12 protein-coding genes are annotated in these 17,036 nt (G+C 48.2%); 7 read left to right on the forward strand and 5 right to left on the reverse strand.

Features of this window, described 5'->3' with window-relative positions; genetic code table 11:
• Genes T360_RS0104920 through T360_RS0104930 form a run of 3 tightly spaced genes read left to right on the forward strand, consistent with a single transcriptional unit; the run spans position 1 to position 7,891 of the window.
• A complete protein-coding gene (locus T360_RS0104920) occupies positions 1-2,034 on the forward strand; it encodes a DUF5686 family protein (RefSeq protein ID WP_155949385.1) in 2,034 nt (677 codons plus the stop codon).
• Entirely contained in the window at positions 2,028-5,255 is a 3,228-nt protein-coding gene (locus T360_RS0104925; RefSeq protein ID WP_028911787.1) for an exodeoxyribonuclease V subunit beta, read from the forward strand. Before T360_RS0104920 ends, T360_RS0104925 begins: the two co-directional genes overlap by 7 nt.
• On the forward strand, positions 5,252-7,891 hold the full coding sequence (locus T360_RS0104930; RefSeq protein ID WP_028911788.1) for a PD-(D/E)XK nuclease family protein: 2,640 nt from the start codon (positions 5,252-5,254) through the stop codon (positions 7,889-7,891). Before T360_RS0104925 ends, T360_RS0104930 begins: the two co-directional genes overlap by 4 nt.
• 15 nt (positions 7,892-7,906) lie before the next feature.
• On the opposite strand, the gene T360_RS0104935 is transcribed toward T360_RS0104930, so the two are convergent.
• Complete coding sequence (locus T360_RS0104935; protein WP_028911789.1) at positions 7,907-9,082, reverse strand: MFS transporter; 1,176 nt, start codon at positions 9,080-9,082, stop codon at positions 7,907-7,909.
• 112 nt (positions 9,083-9,194) lie between these two features.
• On the opposite strand from T360_RS0104935, the gene T360_RS0104940 reads away from it, so the two are divergent.
• From T360_RS0104940 to T360_RS0104950, 3 genes are read left to right on the forward strand one after another with little or no spacing between them, the layout of a single operon-like run.
• Positions 9,195-10,004 (forward strand): RsiV family protein, encoded by an 810-nt coding sequence (locus tag T360_RS0104940; RefSeq protein WP_028911790.1) that lies wholly within the window; start codon positions 9,195-9,197, stop codon positions 10,002-10,004.
• Complete coding sequence (rsmG, locus tag T360_RS0104945; protein WP_028911791.1) at positions 10,001-10,627, forward strand: 16S rRNA (guanine(527)-N(7))-methyltransferase RsmG; 627 nt, start codon at positions 10,001-10,003, stop codon at positions 10,625-10,627. The genes T360_RS0104940 and rsmG overlap by 4 nt, the downstream gene beginning before the upstream one ends.
• A complete protein-coding gene (locus T360_RS0104950) occupies positions 10,627-11,274 on the forward strand; it encodes an MBL fold metallo-hydrolase (RefSeq protein WP_028911792.1) in 648 nt (215 codons plus the stop codon). The genes rsmG and T360_RS0104950 overlap by 1 nt, the downstream gene beginning before the upstream one ends.
• A gap of 41 nt (positions 11,275-11,315) precedes the next feature.
• Here T360_RS0104950 and T360_RS0104955 read toward each other — a convergent pair whose 3' ends face one another.
• Positions 11,316-13,013 carry a SulP family inorganic anion transporter gene (locus tag T360_RS0104955; protein WP_028911793.1) on the reverse strand — a complete coding sequence of 566 codons (1,698 nt, stop codon included), beginning with the start codon at positions 13,011-13,013 and terminating at the stop codon, positions 11,316-11,318.
• Positions 13,014-13,168: 155 nt separating this feature from the next.
• Here T360_RS0104955 and T360_RS14685 point away from each other — a divergent pair, with 155 nt between their 5' ends.
• Complete coding sequence (locus T360_RS14685) at positions 13,169-13,732, forward strand: hypothetical protein (RefSeq protein ID WP_155949386.1); 564 nt, start codon at positions 13,169-13,171, stop codon at positions 13,730-13,732.
• Positions 13,733-13,736: 4 nt separating this feature from the next.
• On the opposite strand, the gene T360_RS0104965 is transcribed toward T360_RS14685, so the two are convergent.
• From T360_RS0104965 to T360_RS0104975, 3 genes are all read right to left on the reverse strand, one after another.
• Positions 13,737-14,489: an exodeoxyribonuclease III gene (locus T360_RS0104965; protein WP_028911794.1), complete on the reverse strand. Its 753-nt coding sequence runs from the start codon at positions 14,487-14,489 to the stop codon at positions 13,737-13,739.
• Positions 14,446-15,519 (reverse strand): cache domain-containing protein, encoded by a 1,074-nt coding sequence (locus T360_RS0104970; protein ID WP_197019268.1) that lies wholly within the window; start codon positions 15,517-15,519, stop codon positions 14,446-14,448. The genes T360_RS0104965 and T360_RS0104970 overlap by 44 nt, the downstream gene beginning before the upstream one ends.
• Positions 15,520-15,606: 87 nt before the next feature.
• Positions 15,607-17,019, reverse strand: a complete 1,413-nt coding sequence (locus T360_RS0104975; protein WP_028911796.1) for a glycoside hydrolase family 57 protein — start codon at positions 17,017-17,019, stop codon at positions 15,607-15,609.
• Positions 17,020-17,036: the final 17 nt, after the last annotated feature.

Consider the following 17,036-nt stretch of genomic DNA (forward strand, 5'->3'; position numbering starts at 1 on the left):
TTGAGATACGATCAACTATTCACCAAGACACTACTGAGCGCCATACTTCTGAGTATGGCCATCAGAGTATCAGCGGGCAACAAGCGTGACTCGCTGGTTGTCTTGAATCGTATCTATAACTATCAGAAGACCCATACACCAGCCATCGACAGTCTCGAGGATCAGGTGTATGCAAAGTTTCTCTACCATGTTGACAAGCGCAATTCCATATTGAAGCTTATCCCTTCGATGTATGTGTTGACCAAGGAGCCGAAAGACTACATCCGCGAATCATACAGTAAGGTGGTATTTAAGGATGCCCACAATTACAACATCTCAAACCAGATACTATCAGGTACGATACAGCAGAATCGCAAAGCCCTGCCCACCCTACTTGATTATATGACTCCAAACATTTATGATATTGCGCTCTACGATGGACATATGCTCTCGCCTTTCAACAAGACCAATCGCAGATATTACCATTTCAACCAGAAGTCGCAGCATGATGGCACCACGCGTTTGGAGTTCCGTCCGAAGATATATAACACCCAGCTACTGAATGGTTATGCAATCGTAGAAACAGAGACAGGCCGCATCATCCGTACCCTACTGAATGGTGAATTCGACATGATCACTTTCCGTACTGAGGTTACTCAGGGCAAAGAAGGCGGACGCTCTGTGATGCCAGCCAAATGCACCACAGCAGCCACATTCAGGTTTATGGGCAACAGAATTTCAGCGCTCTTCGATGCCAGCTACAACTGCAACGAAATGCTTCCCGACTCCATCGACAAGCTTGATAGCAGGAGTGCGATGGCAAAGGTTCGACCTACTCCTCTTTCAGAGACAGACAAGCAGATTTACGATGCCTACGACCAGCAATTACTTCATGACAGCTTGGACCAGGACACCATTCCAAAGAAAGAGCGCTTTTGGAAAAAGATCTTCTGGGATACCATTGGTGAGAATCTCGTGACACCTATCAGCGCAGAATCAGATGATGCCAATTTCAAGATGTCGCCCATCATCAACCCGCTATACATCAGCTATAGTCACAATCGTGGTGTACGTTACAAAATGCGTTTTCGTTCGCAATACAATTTCTCACCACACCGGTATCTGACACTTAATCCCACTTTCGGTTACACATTCAGAGACCATCAGTTCTACTTCACAGCACCATTACGCATGACGTATAACCCTAAGCGAAATGGTTTTGTTGAGTTGATATATGGTAATGGCAACCGCATCAGTAATTCGAGTGTCATGAACGTGATAAACAAAGCACATCAAGACACTATCAACTTCGACAATACAAACATTGACAAATTCAAGGACAGGTATCTCAGCATCACGAATAACATCATGGTGTTCAGTTGGCTTGATATCGAGACTGGATTCATCTACCATTGCCGCTCGGCTGTCAACAAGGAGATTATGCAATCCTATGATATGCCCACCAAGTATCGCAGTTTTGCACCTATCATCGGCTTGAAGTTCTCACCTTGGTTAAATCGCGGTCCTGTATTAACAGCCAACTATGAACGAGGCATCAAGGATGTCAACAAGTCAGATTTGGAGTACGAGCGCTGGGAGTTTGATGCTCAGTGGAAGAAGAAGATTCCAGGACTGCGACTGCTCAACCTCCGAGCAGGTGCAGGTTTCTATACCAATAAGAAGGATAACCTGTTTGTAGATTTCGCAAACTTCCACGACGAGAATCTGCCAGAAGGCTGGGATGACGACTGGAGTGGTAACTTTCAACTGCTCAGAAGTCGTGTTTACAACGAGTCTGATTATTATCTCCGTGGCAATGTGTCATACGAGTCACCTATGCTGGTGGCCACTTGGATTCCCTATCTGGGAAAATATATAGAGAAAGAGCGATTCTATCTGAGTTCCGTATTGTTGCAAAACTCTCGCCCTTACTACGAGTTGGGCTATGGTTTCACCAACAGATACATCTCAGTAGGCGCTTTTGCCAGTTTCCGTAACACCCATTTCGACCGCATAGGCGTAGAAGTAGAATTTGAACTATTCAGAAGATGGTAAACGAATCAATAAAACCACTCACCGTATATAAAGCCAGTGCAGGCAGCGGCAAGACGTTCACACTGGCCACCGAATACATACGCTTGCTGGTGGAGAATCCACAAAGCTATCGCAACATCTTGGCTGTAACCTTTACCAACAAGGCCACAGAGGAGATGAAGATGCGTATCCTCAGTCAGTTGTATGGCATCTGGAAGCAACTGCCAGAATCAGACAACTATCTCTCCGTTATCCAGTCCAAGACAAGTCTCGAGCCTCACGTCATCAGTGAGCGTGCAGGTATTGCGCTCAATAATCTTACACATAACTACAACTATTTCCGTGTAGAAACCATCGACACCTTCTTTCAGAGTGTGCTACGCAATATGGCACGCGAGCTCGACTTGACCACCAATCTGCGCATTGGATTGAATGACTATCAGGTGGAAGAACTTGCCGTAGATCAGTTGATAGAAGACTTGACCACTGAAGATGTCATGCTGCAATGGATTCTGAAGTATATCATGGAGAATATTTCAGACGACAAGTCGTGGAACGTTATAGCCCAGATTAAGAAGTTTGGTCAGCACATCTTTAAGGACTATTATAAAGAAGTAAGCAGCACGCTTAATCAGAAGATGAGCGAAGAAGGCTTCTTTGAGCACTACACCAGAAATCTGCGCGAACTTCGCAAGGCTGCCGAGGACCACATGAAGGAGATAGGTGTGAGTTTCTTTGACACTCTCGAAGGCGAAGGGCTCAGCGTTGACGACCTGTCGAAGAAGAAAACGGGCATTGCCAGTTTCTTCAATAAGCTCTGTAGAGGCACTTTCGACCCCTCCATCATCACATCTACAGTGACCACTCACTTGGAGGATCCTGGGAAATGGTGCACCAAGACCCATCCACAGCGCGATATGGTGCTGCAGGTGGTAGAATCATCGCTGCTGCAGATACTACGCTATGCCTATGATTCACTACCCACACAGTGGAAAATCTACAAGTCGGCCGACCTCACCCTGCGCCATCTTAATCAGTTGCGCCTGCTGAGTAGTATTGAGAAGAAGGTGCACGACTTGAATGCAACAGAGAATAGATTCCTGCTGAGCGATACACAGCAACTGCTCCACGCACTGATTGATGGCAGCGACTCACCTTTTATCTTCGAGAAGATTGGCACCCAACTTAAGCACGTGATGATTGATGAGTTTCAGGACACTTCAACCATTCAGTGGCAGAACTTCAAGGTGCTCCTTTCAGAGACGATGAGTCATGATGATGGCAGCAACCTGATTGTGGGCGACGTGAAGCAGAGCATCTATCGCTGGCGCTCAGGCGACTGGCGATTGTTGAATGGCATCGAGCAGCAGTTTAATTCGATGCTGATAGACATCAAGTCGCTCTCTACCAACTACCGCTCTACCCGCAATGTCATCGACTTCAATAATCAGTTCTTCACCCATGCGGCTCAATCAGAATACAAAGAGCTCGAAGAATTGAATAGCATCGAGCGCGAACAACTACAGAAAGCCTATGCCGACGTAACCCAACAGGTGCCTGAAAAGCGCCAGCAAGAAGGTAAGATAGAAATCAAACTGCTACCTAACGACGATTATCAGGAGCAGGTATTGCAACAGCTCACAGAGAACGTGAGCGAACTGATAGCAAAGGGTGTCAGTCAGAAAGACATTGCTATCCTGGTACGTTTCAATTTCCAGATACCCATCATCGCCCAGTATTTCCTGGAGCATCTGCCCACAGTGAGTATTGTTAGCGACGAAGCCTTCCGCTTAGATGCCTCAAGCGCAGTATGCCTGATCATTCAGGCCTTGCAGCTTTTGCTCACTCCCACAGATAGTCTCACCAAGGCCTCCATTGTGAAGACCTGGCTTTGCACAGTGCAAGGCAAGGAAGAGTTGGGCGACGATGAATTTATGATAGCCGGCACAGATCTCGACAGCTATCTGCCTGAGGCCTATATCAAGCATTTCGACGATTTGCTCACCCTACCACTCTATGAACTTGCCGAGAAGATCTACGCCATCTTCGAGTTGCATCGCCTGGAGGGTCAGGGAGCCTATCTGTGCGCCTTCTATGATCAGTTGGCCAGTTATGTCAATGAGAACACCACCGACATCCAGTCATTCCTCACCGAGTGGGAAGAGTCGCTTTGCAAGAAAACCATACAGAGCGACGAGACCAATGGCATCCGTCTTATCTCCATCCATAAGTCAAAGGGGTTGGAGTACGACCATGTACTCATCCCCTTCTGCGACTGGACCTTGGAGAAGAATACCGACAACACTATCTGGTGCCATCCTCAAGAAGCCCCATTCAGCGACCTCCCTATCGTACCCATCGATTACAACAAGCAACTGATGGGCACCATCTACGAGGCCGACTATCTGCATGAGCACCTGCAAAACACAGTAGATAATCTGAATCTGCTCTATGTGGCTTTTACTCGTGCTGCCAAGAGTCTCTATGTCATTGGCAAGCGTGGCGCCAAAGGTTCTCGCTCCGCACTGATTGAGCAGTGCTTGCCATTAGTGGCAGGCGATATGCCTACAGCTCAATTGGAAGGGATGGAAGATGATCAGGCTGCCATTGTGTTTTCATACGGCACCGATGCTGCCACACCTACTAAGGCAGCCAGTTCATCTACCCCCATTAGCAAGAATCCGTTCCTGCAAAAGGCCGAGAGCGTGAACGTATCTATCCGCACCTTTGACAGCAAGATCAACTTCCGTCAGAGTAATCGTAGTCGCGACTTTATCGAGGGCGACGAGACAGACCAACAACGTCGTTATATTCAGGCAGGTAGTGTGCTCCATGAGATATTCTCAACTATCCAAACAGAAAAGGACATTCCAGAAGCCCTGCAACGCCTTCAATTCGAGGGTATTCTCTACGACGAAGAGATGACAGCCGAGAAGATTACAACCATGCTGCGCAAACGTCTTGCCGACCCACGTGTAGCCTCTTGGTTCTCCCCTCACTGGACTCTTTTTAATGAGTGTACCATTCTCTCAGTAGAAGATGGCGAAGTGAAGGAACATCGTCCTGACCGTGTGATGACAGATGGTAAAGAGTGGATAGTAGTAGATTTTAAATTTGGTCATCCCGCCCCAGAATATCATGCACAGGTTCACCAATATATGAACCTGCTGGCATCCATGGGGCATCAGAATATCAAAGGCTACCTTTGGTATGTTTACAGCAATAAAATAGAAGAAGTATGAAGAGTTTCCTCGAACATGTAGCAGAAGATCTGCTTTCAAGATATGGTACCAACCTCTCGCGCGTAGCCGTGGTATTCCCCAACAAGCGAGCCTCGCTATTTCTTAACGAGCACTTGGCACGCCTGGCTGGCAAACCCATCTGGAGCCCTGCCTATATCACCATCAGCGATTTGTTTCGTTCGCACTCCCAACTTCAGGTTGCCGACCCTATCCTATTGATATGCGAACTGCATCGTGTGTTCTTAGCCTGCACAGGCACCGACGAACCACTCGACCATTTCTATGGATGGGGCCAACTGCTATTGGCCGATTTTGATGATTTGGATAAGAATATGGCCCCCGCCGATAAGGTGCTTGCCAATCTGCGCGACATCCATGAACTCGACGACACCTCGTATCTCACCCCCGAGCAGCGCGAGATGATCAAACGCTTCTTCAGCAATTTCTCTGACGAGCATAACACGGAGCTCAAAGAGCGTTTCCTGCGCCTCTGGAGTCATCTCGCCGAGATATACCACACCTTCAATCAGAAGTTGGCCGAGAAACAACTGGCTTACGAGGGTGCCCTCTATCGCCAGGTGGCCACCGACGAAACGATTGAGTTTGAATACGACACCTACGTATTTATTGGCTTCAACCTCCTGCAACAAGTAGAGCAAACACTCTTCAGTCGCTTGGAGAAACAAGGCAAGGCACTGTTCTATCAGGACACTGACGAGATACCCCCTCGCCACCTTCATTTCATCTCTGCCCCTACAGAAAACATTCAGGCACGTTATATTGGCGATTGGCTGAACAACGAGCGCATCCAAGGTGGGCGCCATACCGCCATCGTACTTTGCAACGAGGGATTGCTGCAGACGGTCATCCACTGTCTGCCCGAACAAGTAGATAAAGTGAACATCACCACTGGTTACCCACTCGGTCAGACGTCGATAGCTTCACTCATCAACACGCTTCTGAACATGCAGGTTCATGGCTACTCACTGCGCAAGCAGCAGTTTGCCCGCCGTTGGGTAGAGAGCATCAAGCGCCATCCCTATGCCAGCATCATGCCCGACGACTTTGCCTCGCAACGGTATCAAGATATCCAGTCCATGCTGCATTGGCTCATTCATATCACACAGACCATTGCCACCTCCAAGAGTCCTATCATCGACTCACCTTTGGATACAGAAAGTCTGTTCCGCATGTACACCTTACTCAACCGTCTGAGTGGTTTGGTAGATAGCGGTGTGCTGTGCGTAAATGTCGTTACACTTCAGCACCTGATAGGTCAGTTGATAACCTCCACCTCCATCCCCTTCCATGGCGAACCGGCAGAAGGCATCCAGGTGATGGGCGTGCTTGAAACACGTAACCTTGACTTCGACCATGTTCTACTGCTATCGTGCAACGAGGGCAACATGCCACGTGGCGTCAACGACACCTCGTTTATCCCCTATGCACTTCGTAAAGCCTACGGACTGACCACTGTAGATTATAAGGTGTCTATCTATGAGCACTATTTCCATCGCCTGCTGCAACGTGCCAGCGATGTAACTATTTTGTATAACAATGCCACCAGTGATGGTCAGGCAGCCGAGATGTCGCGCTTTATGCTGCAACTGATGGTCGACAATAAGATACCCATCACGTTTCAGACCCTCAAGGCAGGTCAGATGCCACAGTTGCACGCGCCCAAAGTGATTGTCAAAACGCCAGAAGTAATGACCCAGTTGCAGAAACGCTTCAGCAAAGATGCAGGTGGTATTAGTCCTACAGCCATCAACACCTATCTGCGCTGCCAGCTCCGCTTCTTCTACCGTTTTGTATGCGAACTAAAAGAACCCGACAATACCGACGACGACCTGATAGACAATCGCCTGTTTGGTAACATTTTCCACAAGGCAGCCCAGTTGGTTTACCAATACCTGTCTCAAACCCATAACACCATCACCACAATGGCGCTCGATGATCTATTAAAAGACGCAGTGACCATAGTGCACATGGTGGATGAAGGCATCAAACAAGAGTTCTTCCATATCGATGATGCCTCGCGCCCCCTCCCCCCACTTGATGGTCTGCAACTCATCAACCGTGAGGTTATCATCAAGTACCTGCGCCAGCTATTAGAATGCGACAGGGGCCTGACCCCCTTCCGTATTCTTGGACTTGAGAAATGGGTCAACATCACGCTAGGCGATAAGTATATAGCAGGTATCATCGACCGTTTAGACAGCATTACCGATCCCGAAACAGGTCTGGAGCGCATTCGTGTTGTCGATTACAAGACAGGATCTCGCAACGTCAAAGCTATGCCCCATGTAGCCGCCATTTTTTCGCAAGAAGCTATCAAGGAGCATAGTGACTATTTCCTGCAGACGTTCCTTTATGCGCACATCGTACGCTCCAACACGCCAGAGATGGTGTCGCCTTGCCTGCTGTTCATTCAGCATGCAGGTGGTGATGGCTATGACCCGACATTAAAGATAGGAAAAGAAAAAGTAACTGATATAGCTACCTATTCCGAGGAGTTTATCGAGTTGCTCAATCAACTGTTGGCCGACATCTTCAATGCCCAGATAGCATTTGTACCAACTGATGATCAGCATCGTTGTGAAACATGTCCTTATGCCTCACTCTGCCGAGGCTAAGGACATGTTCCTATTTTATCTGTTTTTATTATTTGTAAACCAATTGTGTGTAAAGTGATACATAACCGAAGCCACTATCACCAGCACCAAAGCAGCAACCAAGCCAGAGAGCACATCCCCTTTCAGCACGGCCAGTCCGATGCCCACACCCCATGCTATGCCACTCTCCCATCCCAGTAGGAAAGTACTCTGTGAGGTGCCTCGCTGGCAGTGGCGACTCAGTTTGATGAAGAACAGCAGGAAGCGCGCTCCTATCAGTCCTACTCCCATACCAATAAACAATGGTGCTGCAAGCAGTACGATAGGCAGATGGCGTGTTATCAGCATCAGCAGGGCAACCCCCATCAGGATGAGTCCTGTCACCACCTCGCTCTTCAGTTCAGCATTTTTAAACACAAAGCGCTGCGACAAGATGGCCACAGCAAATCCCACCATCATCATCGAGTAAAACTGCTCTACATGCACTACCGACAAGATGATGCCCACAGCCAGCGTTACCAGCTGCAGATTAAGGAACAAAGGGAATCCATGAGGCAGGAAGAAGCGATCCAGACTCACTGTCGGGATATCATCCTGCGGAGCTCTGAATGGGAAGTTCACCATCAGCACCATTAAGATCACAGCCAGTGCACATCCCAAAGTACCCAACAACACGTATTGGAAACCAAGCTGCCTGCCGATGACCAGTCCAGCCATTGGTCCCATCGAGAGGGCAAACCTTGAGAACCAAGCAGCCGAATGATTAGCTTCTGTGCGCTGGAAGGATTCGCTCGTGTCGATAATCAATGTACTCGTCAGCACCATCTGCGCCAATCCGAAAGCGGCTCCCATAGCAAAGCGCTGCACATAGATAATAATCGGACTGGCCACACGCATGTGCAACCCATCCAGATAATACAATGCACCAATCAGCAGTGCCTCCATAAGCACAGCATAGATACACACCAAGTTACGACGATAGTGCTGAACCAGGTATGATATAAAAGCCCCAAGGGCAAACAATCCTACACCAAAAGCAGCCATGGCTATGCCAGCATTCTGAACAGAAAACTCCTGGGTCTCCATCAGCCAAGCAGGCATGGTAGGTACCAACATATAGACAGACATGGCCAACAAGAAGTTGGCAATTGCCATGAGCCAAAAATCCTTATGCCACAATCTGATATGTACGGGCGTACTCTGAGAATTCATTCGGGTTGTAATGATTCTGTTAATATTCGGCTGCAAAATTAGTAATTTTTTATGAGAAATTTGCTATTTTCGAGATTTTAGTGTAATTTTGCACAGAAATTAGAGCAAAAATATGGCAAACCAACTCAAATATGCACTTTTTTTCGCTATTCTCACCTTTTTTACTGGTTGCAGGAATGAGGACGAAGGCAAACTGACGTTCGAAATGCTTCAGGCCGAAAAAACTGTACGTCTCTCTAATGAGGAACAGTCACCATTGTGCAGTGTCAGTCTGAAGATGGCTAGTGCTACCAAAGAGAGCGGTGAGGCAGGTAAGAGAATAAATGAAGCTGTGGTCTATCGCTTTTTCAACCAGGAAGACATGAGCATTCAGGGCGCTATGGATCGCTTTACAGAGGGCTATACGATGAGCTACAAGAGCAATATGCTCCCCCTGTACAACGAAGATCGTGGCGACACCACCAAGCGCTCATGGTATGAGTTTCACTACATCATCAATTCCACCACCGAGCAAACCTCACGCCGCACCCTGGCCTATCTGGCCACCATTGATTACAGCGAGGGGCATGCCAACAGCATCCACCAGCTTATTCCCCTTAATTTCTATAGTGAGACAGGCAAGGAAATCGGCATAAAAGACATTTTTGTGTCGGGCTATGAAACCCAACTGCCCCCACTGCTGCTCAAGGCTCTCATGGAGAAGACAGAGTCAGAGAATCTGAGTCAGCTTAAGGAAAAGGGGTATCTGGACCAGGTGGATATCTACGTACCCGAAAACTTTATTGTAGGTGACAACACCATCACCTTTATCTATAATCCTTCTGAGATTGCCTCGCTCGAGTTGGGCACTATCGAGCTGATACTTACCTTTGCACAATTACAGAAATTCGTAAAACCCGCATTTATCAAATCAGTACAATGACAGCAGATATTATACAGAAATACTTTCCACAGCTTAGCACAGAGCAGCGCCAGCAGTTTGATGCCCTCGACGCACTCTATCGCGATTGGAATACCAAGATCAACGTTATTTCACGCAAGGATATCGATCAGCTCTACGAGCACCATGTGCTCCACTCGCTGGCCATCGCCAAGATGATCAACTTCCGTCCAGGCACACGCATTCTCGACTTTGGCACAGGCGGAGGTTTTCCTGGTGTGCCCCTCAGCATCCTGTTTCCTGAGTGCCAGTTCAAACTCATCGACGGCACAGGCAAGAAGATTCGCGTGGCCCAGGAAGTATGTAACGCCATCGGTCTGAAGAACTGCCAGCCCACCCATCTGCGTGGTGAGGACGAAAAAGATAAGTACGACTTTATTGTGAGCCGTGCTGTGATGCCTCTGCCCGATTTGGTAAAGCTGATGCGAAAGAATATCTCAAAGACGCAACAAAACGCACTGCCTAATGGCATCATCTGCCTGAAGGGTGGCGACTTGCAGGCCGAACTGCAACCCTATCGTAACATTGTAGAGACCACCGACATCTCGCAGTTCTTCAGCGAGGATTGGTTCAAGGAGAAATACGTTATCTATTTGCCACTATAATGCTTAATATCAAGACATTCAGTTTCAACCTGCTCGACGAGAACACCTACGTTGTGAGCGACGACAGTCAGGAGTGTGTCATCATTGATTGTGGAGCCTTCTATCCAGAGGAGCGCCAGGCGCTGGTCAACTATATCAACACCAACCAGCTCAAACCTGTCCACCTATTGAGCACCCATGGTCATTTTGACCATAACTTTGGCATCAACACCGTTTACGACACATGGGGACTGAAGCCAGAGATAGCCGCAGAAGACGAGTGGCTTATTACCGACATTCCAGGACAGTTCGAAGCTATGGCTGGTGTCAAGCTCGACTGGACCTTCCCCCAGCCTGGTCATTATTTCGTTAAAGGCGAAATCATCCGTTTTGGTAACCATGCTTTTGAGGTTCTTCCCACTCCAGGTCATACTCCTGGTGGCGTCACCTTCTATTGTGCCGAAGAGAAAGTGGCCTTTACAGGCGATACACTGTTCCGCATGAGTATAGGTCGCACCGACTTTGAGCGCGGCAGCTATACTGAAATGATGAACAGTCTGAAGACAGTTATAGCTCAGCTCCCCACCGACACCGCTGTTTATTGCGGCCATGGCCCCAAGACAACCATCGGCGACGAAAAGCTTTACAATCCTTATTTTAGAAGTTAAAGGGAATAGAAGGGGAAGTTAAGTTAAAACTTCCCTTTCACTTAGACGAGCTTCTTGGCTCGTTCTAAGGCAACGTTGATGTGCGAGCAGATATTATCCTCGCCCAGCATCTGATCGAAACCAGCTCTGTGAAGTACAGCCTGCACCTTAGGATTCACACCCGAGAGCACTACCTGTATGCCTTCCTGCTGACTCATCAAGCAGAGGTTAGTCAGGTTGTGGATACCAGTAGAATCCACAAAAGGCACCTTACGCATACGTATGATACGCACCTTAGGACGCTGATGCCCCATAGTACTCATCAAGTCTTCAAACTTATTTCCTGCACCAAAGAAGTAAGGACCGTTAATCTCATAAACCTCTACGCCTTCAGGGATAGTCAGGTGCTCCAGGTTGCCCAACTGGAAGTCGCTCTGCTCTTCAGCAGGGTCAATCTCATCACTGATCACCTTCACATCGGTAGTCTCAGCCATTCGGCGCATAAACAGTAAGCAAGCACATATCAGCCCCACCTCGATAGCGATGGTAAGATCGAAGATAACAGTCAGAAGGAATGTTACGCAGAGCACGATGACATCGCTCTTTGGGTTCTTCATGATAGATGCAAACGAGCGCCATCCACTCATGTTGTAGCTCACAATCACCAGCACACCAGCCAGACAAGCCATTGGGATATACTTAGCCAGTGGCATGAGGAAAAGGAAGATGAGCAGCAGCACGGCAGCATGCACGATACCAGCCACAGGTGTACGTCCACCATTATTAATATTGGTCATTGTACGCGCAATAGCACCCGTTGCAGGGATACCACCAAAGATAGGACTTGCCAGGTTGGCCACACCCTGAGCGATGAGCTCCGTATTAGAGTCGTGGCGATCGCCAATCACACCGTCGGCCACCGTGGCTGAAAGCAAAGATTCTATGGCACCCAGGATGGCGATAGTGATAGCTGGCGATACCAAACCCTTAATCACATCCCATGACAAAGCGGGCATTTCAGCCTCAGGCAACTGGTTCGAGATTGAGAATCTGTCGCCAATGGTTTCTATACTCATAACGCCTGCATACTGTTTGAGCAGCAGCACAGCGACAGTCATCACGATAATGGCAATCAGTGATCCTGGCAACTTCTTCAGGATACTGTTATACTTGGCCACCATAGGCCATGCCGCAATCACTGCTACAGATCCGATACCCACCAAAGCGCTCCAAGGGTCGATGGTACCAAAGTCTCTGAAATAGGCCATCCACTTCTCCACGAAGTCGCTTGGTACGCTCTCCATGGTCAGTCCAAAGAGGTCTTTCACCTGTGTGGTGAAGATGGTGAGAGCAATACCGCTGGTGAAACCCACCACAATCGGGTAAGGAATATATTTGATGATGGTTCCCAGATGCAGCACACCAAACATGATGAGGAATACACCAGCCATCAGTGTGGCGATGGTCAGTCCCTCAAATCCGTACTGCTGGATAATGCCATAGATAATAATGATAAACGCACCAGTAGGTCCGCCAATCTGTACTTTCGAACCACCCAGCACACTCACGATGAGTCCAGCCACGATGGCCGTGATGATACCTTTCTCAGGGGTTACGCCCGAAGCAATACCAAAGGCGATGGCCAGTGGCAGTGCCACGATACCTACGATGATACCAGCCAGCAGGTCGGTGGTAAACTGTTGTTTGTTGTAGTGCCGAAGTGTCGACAAAAGTTTCGGCTTGAATGCAAATGTTGTCATCATCTTCTATAAAACTTGTTATCTTGAAAAAAACGTGTGCAAAAGTATAAAAAAAATAAAAAAAACAGCCTATTTGAGCCACCATATTGCAAAAAAATGTATTTTTGTTGCCACATATCAAGTCACTTTTATTGTTTTACTTAAAATTCAAAAGCATGATGAAAAAAATTCTTTTCGCAGTAGTGGCCTGTGTGGCCATGGGTTTTGCATCTTGTGGTAACAAGACTCAGACTTCCGCTGATGCCACAGACAGCACAGTAGTAGCCGAACAGAATGTTGACGAAGCCGTAACCGCCATCACCAGTGCTCTGAGCGAGCAGATCGAGGCTAAGGATGCCAACAAATTCCAGGAGACCCTCGCCACCGTTCAGGAGCAGGTGAAGGAGTTCCTTACCACCAACCCCGAACTGGCCGCCGAGTATGTCACCAAGATTCAGGAGTTCCTGAAGACCAATGCCGAGCAGATCAAGGCCTTTGCAGGCGATAATGCTGCTGTTGCAGCTGCCGTAGAGAGCCTCACTGCAGCCCCTGCCGATGCCGTTGTTAACACCCTTGCCAGTGCAGTAGGTGGTGTACAGCAGGCTGGTCAGGCCGTTGCCGATAGCACCAAGAAAGCTGTTGAGGATGCAGCAACCGCAGCCAAGGAAGACGCCAAGAAGAAGGCCAATGAGGCCATCGATGGTGCAGCCGACAAGCTGAAGAAAGGTCTTGGTATCTAATCTATCAAAGATCTATTTTGAGTTCTACTGGGCAGTGATCGCTGCCCAGTATTTCTGTATATATATGGGCATCCTCCATGCGCTCACGCAGGCTGTTGCTAATCACGAAGTAATCGATACGCCATCCTGCATTCTTCTGTCGCGCCTGGAAACGATAGCTCCACCAGGAATAAGTCACCTGCTCTGGATATTTATAGCGGAACGAGTCTGTAAAACCTGCAGCCAAGAGGTTTGAGAATTGCTCGCGTTCCTGGTCGGTAAAGCCCGCGTTCATGCGGTTGGTCTTAGGGTTCTTCAAGTCAATCTCCTGGTGTGCCACGTTCAGGTCGCCACACAATATCACAGGTTTCTTGGCGTCCAACTGCAAGAGATAGGCTCGAAAATCGTTCTCCCACTGCATGCGATAGTCCAGACGCTTCAATCCGTCCTGCGAGTTTGGTGTATAGCAGGTCACGAGGTAGAAGTTATCCATTTCCAATGTAATCACACGCCCTTCGTGGTCGTGTTCATCGATGCCGATACCATAGCTCACGCTCAGCGGGTGGTGCTTGGTAAAGATGGCCGTACCGCTATAACCTTTCTTGTCGGCATAGTTCCAGTAGCTCTCATAGCCCTCAAAAGCCAAGTCCAACTGTCCTGCCTGCATTTTTGTTTCCTGCAGACAGAAGAAATCAGCATCCAACTCGCGAAAGGCATCACTGAATCCTTTACCCTCACATGCCCTCAGGCCGTTCACATTCCAACTTATTAATTTCATTTTTTATTCTATCTTCTGTTCTTAAATAAATAATCACTACAATCACCAATAGCAGCAATCCCAGGAAGAATATGCCTATCAATCGCAGCACATACATCGTGCCCAGCATATCCAATTGCCGGCATGGCACCACCGTTACCATGATCCAATTGGTGTATTTCATTGGGGTATAGAAGAAGTAGCTCTCCACGCCATTAAACAGGTAGCGTTCGTTGGTCTCCATGCCACTCATCCTACCCTGTTTCATTTTTCTCTCCAGCAAGGTAGTCCTACCTTTCTCACCTCCCATCACGTGGTTAAAGAAGTTGCTTTCCAGCTTTTTCTCGGCCTTAGGATGGGTGATAAACTTTCCATCATAGTTGATAATAAAGCTTTCTGATCTCAGTCCAAACATATATGCAGCAAAGGGTGAGTGCGCATTATAGGCACTATCCGTCTCCTCCAGTTTGCTGGTCAACCAGTCGAGCGAAATGTCGGCTCCCAACACAGCCACAGGCTTTCCCTCGGCATCATGAATGGGCACCATATAGGCAACTAGTTCTGTTGTGTTGTCATAGCCATCATAGAAGGGGTCGCTCCATTGGCAGGTATCACCTTCGATGACACTTCTGAACCAGCGGTCGTTCAGGTAGTCAAAATCCTTATCCCCCTTCTCCTCTGTCAGAATCTCTTTGGGATTCTTAGGGTTTCGCCATGCAAAGGGACAATGGCGTTCGCCTTTCTCCGGGTAATAGTTTCTGATGAAGTTCATGCCACAGCTGTGCACGCGATTACCATTGTGCACGATGCGCTCCATCACCTCCAGGTGGCTATCGGGTTTATCAAGCATGTGCTCGATATAGGTCACATTGTTTACCACCTGTACATACACGTCAGACAGCACGCGGCGTGTATATTCATAGTTAATCTGCATTCTGATGTGAAAGTTCTCAGCATACAGCGCCGTTATCTCCTTGCGCGTGTAGTGATAGAAAAAGCACCCCACACTCACTGTGATGGCCAGTCCCCACAACGCGAGCCGCAGTGCCATCTTCGAAGCAAAAGATCTATTTTTCCCTTTCATAATCAAAACTATTAAATCAGAAGGGGCAGCCGTTAAAAGCTGCCCCCTGAACAATTATTTAGCCTCTTGCTCGGCCGTTGGTTTGGCAGGCTCCTTTTTGGCTGCTGTTTTCTTAGCTGTAGGTTTCTTTGCAGCAGGTTTCTTTGCAGCTGTCTTCTTTTTCTCGGTGCCTTCCATTTTTTCAATCTTCGCCTTCAGTCGGATAATCTCCTTATCCTTCATTTCAATCTCGTCGCCCTGATTCTTGATAGTGGTGAGCAATCCTTCCAGCTCATCATTGTCGATATCAAGCGGATAAAGCGCATTCACACGGTTGATAAAGTCGCCCAGGATATTCATATAGTTGGTGAAGGCGTCAAATGGTCCGCTGTAGATGCCACGATCCAGTCCTACGTTCGAAGGTTTGGTAGTCATGAAACGGAAGTTGTTTGAGGCCTGCAGATAATCCCAGTCCTGATTGATGCGCGGATCGTTGGCGATACGCAGGCGGTCGGCCACGCTATAAAGCTTTGTGAAAGCCTCACGCTGCATGGCATTACCCAACCAGCAACTTACATCGCGCTCCTCGTCCACCCATGAGAGTGTGTCGGGCACGTCGAGCTGACTGACGCTCTTGCAGGCTTTGCAAATTTCTGTAGGTGTAGAGAATGTGATACCCTTGGCCTTAGCCTGAGCAGGCAGTGCCTTCAGGAAGTCGAGGATATTGCTCGACAAGGGCTGTGCGATGCCAATGGCCGACAGTTCCATGAAGATATTGATAATCTGCTCCTCTTCTGGCAGACGTGCGATGCGATCGATATAGGCATCAGCAAAGAGCGGATAGCCCTCCCACTCTGAATTATTGAAGCGCAGTGAAATATCGTCAGAGAGTTCGATGTCGCGCAACAGCAACTTCAGGTTGGGCGCCAAGTTACAGTGGTAAACATAGTGTGGACTCTTCCATCCCAGCACATGCTTGGCCCCCTCAGTAAGCATACCCTTGAAGCCCATCGATGCCACCTGTGCACCAATATCGTCGCTATAGATAAGCGAAGAGTTGCGCAGCACGGTTGGCTTCTTGCCAAAGAGTTCCTCAATCTTAGCGCACTGTTTCTTCACATCCACAGCAAATGAGTCGGGATTGGCCAGCGACGACAGTCCGTGGCTGTAGGGCTCTGCCAGGAACTCCACGCAACCTGTTTCGTTGAGGGCCTGCAGTTTCTCCAGCACCTGTGGTGCATGCATCTCCAACTGCTCGATACCAGTACCTGAGAGACTGAAAGCCACCTTGAAGAACTTACCATGCTCAAGAATCATCTCATGCAATGCATTGAGAGCAGGCATGTAAGAACGCTCGGCGATGTCGCTGATGCTACGCTCATTCTCGTAGTCATCATAGTAATAATGATCGGTACCGATATCAAAGAAACGGTAACGCTTCAGATGAATAATCTGGTGTATCTCGAAATATAAACAAATCGTTTTCATAAACTTTGAACTTTGAA

The organism is Prevotella sp. MA2016 (assembly GCF_000619825.1).
GTDB lineage: Bacteria > Bacteroidota > Bacteroidia > Bacteroidales > Bacteroidaceae > Prevotella.

Excerpts from the sequence above, each read along its gene's own strand:
- T360_RS0104975 (WP_028911796.1), bottom strand. The coding sequence starts at position 17,019 with ATGAAAACGATTTGTTTATATTTCGAGATACACCAGATTATTCATCTG.
- T360_RS0104970 (WP_197019268.1), bottom strand. The coding sequence starts at position 15,519 with ATGGCACTGCGGCTCGCGTTGTGGGGACTGGCCATCACAGTGAGTGTG.
- T360_RS0104955 (WP_028911793.1), bottom strand. The coding sequence starts at position 13,013 with ATGACAACATTTGCATTCAAGCCGAAACTTTTGTCGACACTTCGGCAC.
- T360_RS0104940 (WP_028911790.1), top strand. The coding sequence starts at position 9,195 with ATGGCAAACCAACTCAAATATGCACTTTTTTTCGCTATTCTCACCTTT.
- T360_RS0104925 (WP_028911787.1), top strand. The coding sequence starts at position 2,028 with ATGGTAAACGAATCAATAAAACCACTCACCGTATATAAAGCCAGTGCA.
- T360_RS0104950 (WP_028911792.1), top strand. The coding sequence starts at position 10,627 with ATGCTTAATATCAAGACATTCAGTTTCAACCTGCTCGACGAGAACACC.
- T360_RS0104930 (WP_028911788.1), top strand. The coding sequence starts at position 5,252 with ATGAAGAGTTTCCTCGAACATGTAGCAGAAGATCTGCTTTCAAGATAT.
- T360_RS0104935 (WP_028911789.1), bottom strand. The coding sequence starts at position 9,082 with ATGAATTCTCAGAGTACGCCCGTACATATCAGATTGTGGCATAAGGAT.
- T360_RS14685 (WP_155949386.1), top strand. The coding sequence starts at position 13,169 with ATGATGAAAAAAATTCTTTTCGCAGTAGTGGCCTGTGTGGCCATGGGT.
- T360_RS0104965 (WP_028911794.1), bottom strand. The coding sequence starts at position 14,489 with ATGAAATTAATAAGTTGGAATGTGAACGGCCTGAGGGCATGTGAGGGT.
- rsmG (WP_028911791.1), top strand. The coding sequence starts at position 10,001 with ATGACAGCAGATATTATACAGAAATACTTTCCACAGCTTAGCACAGAG.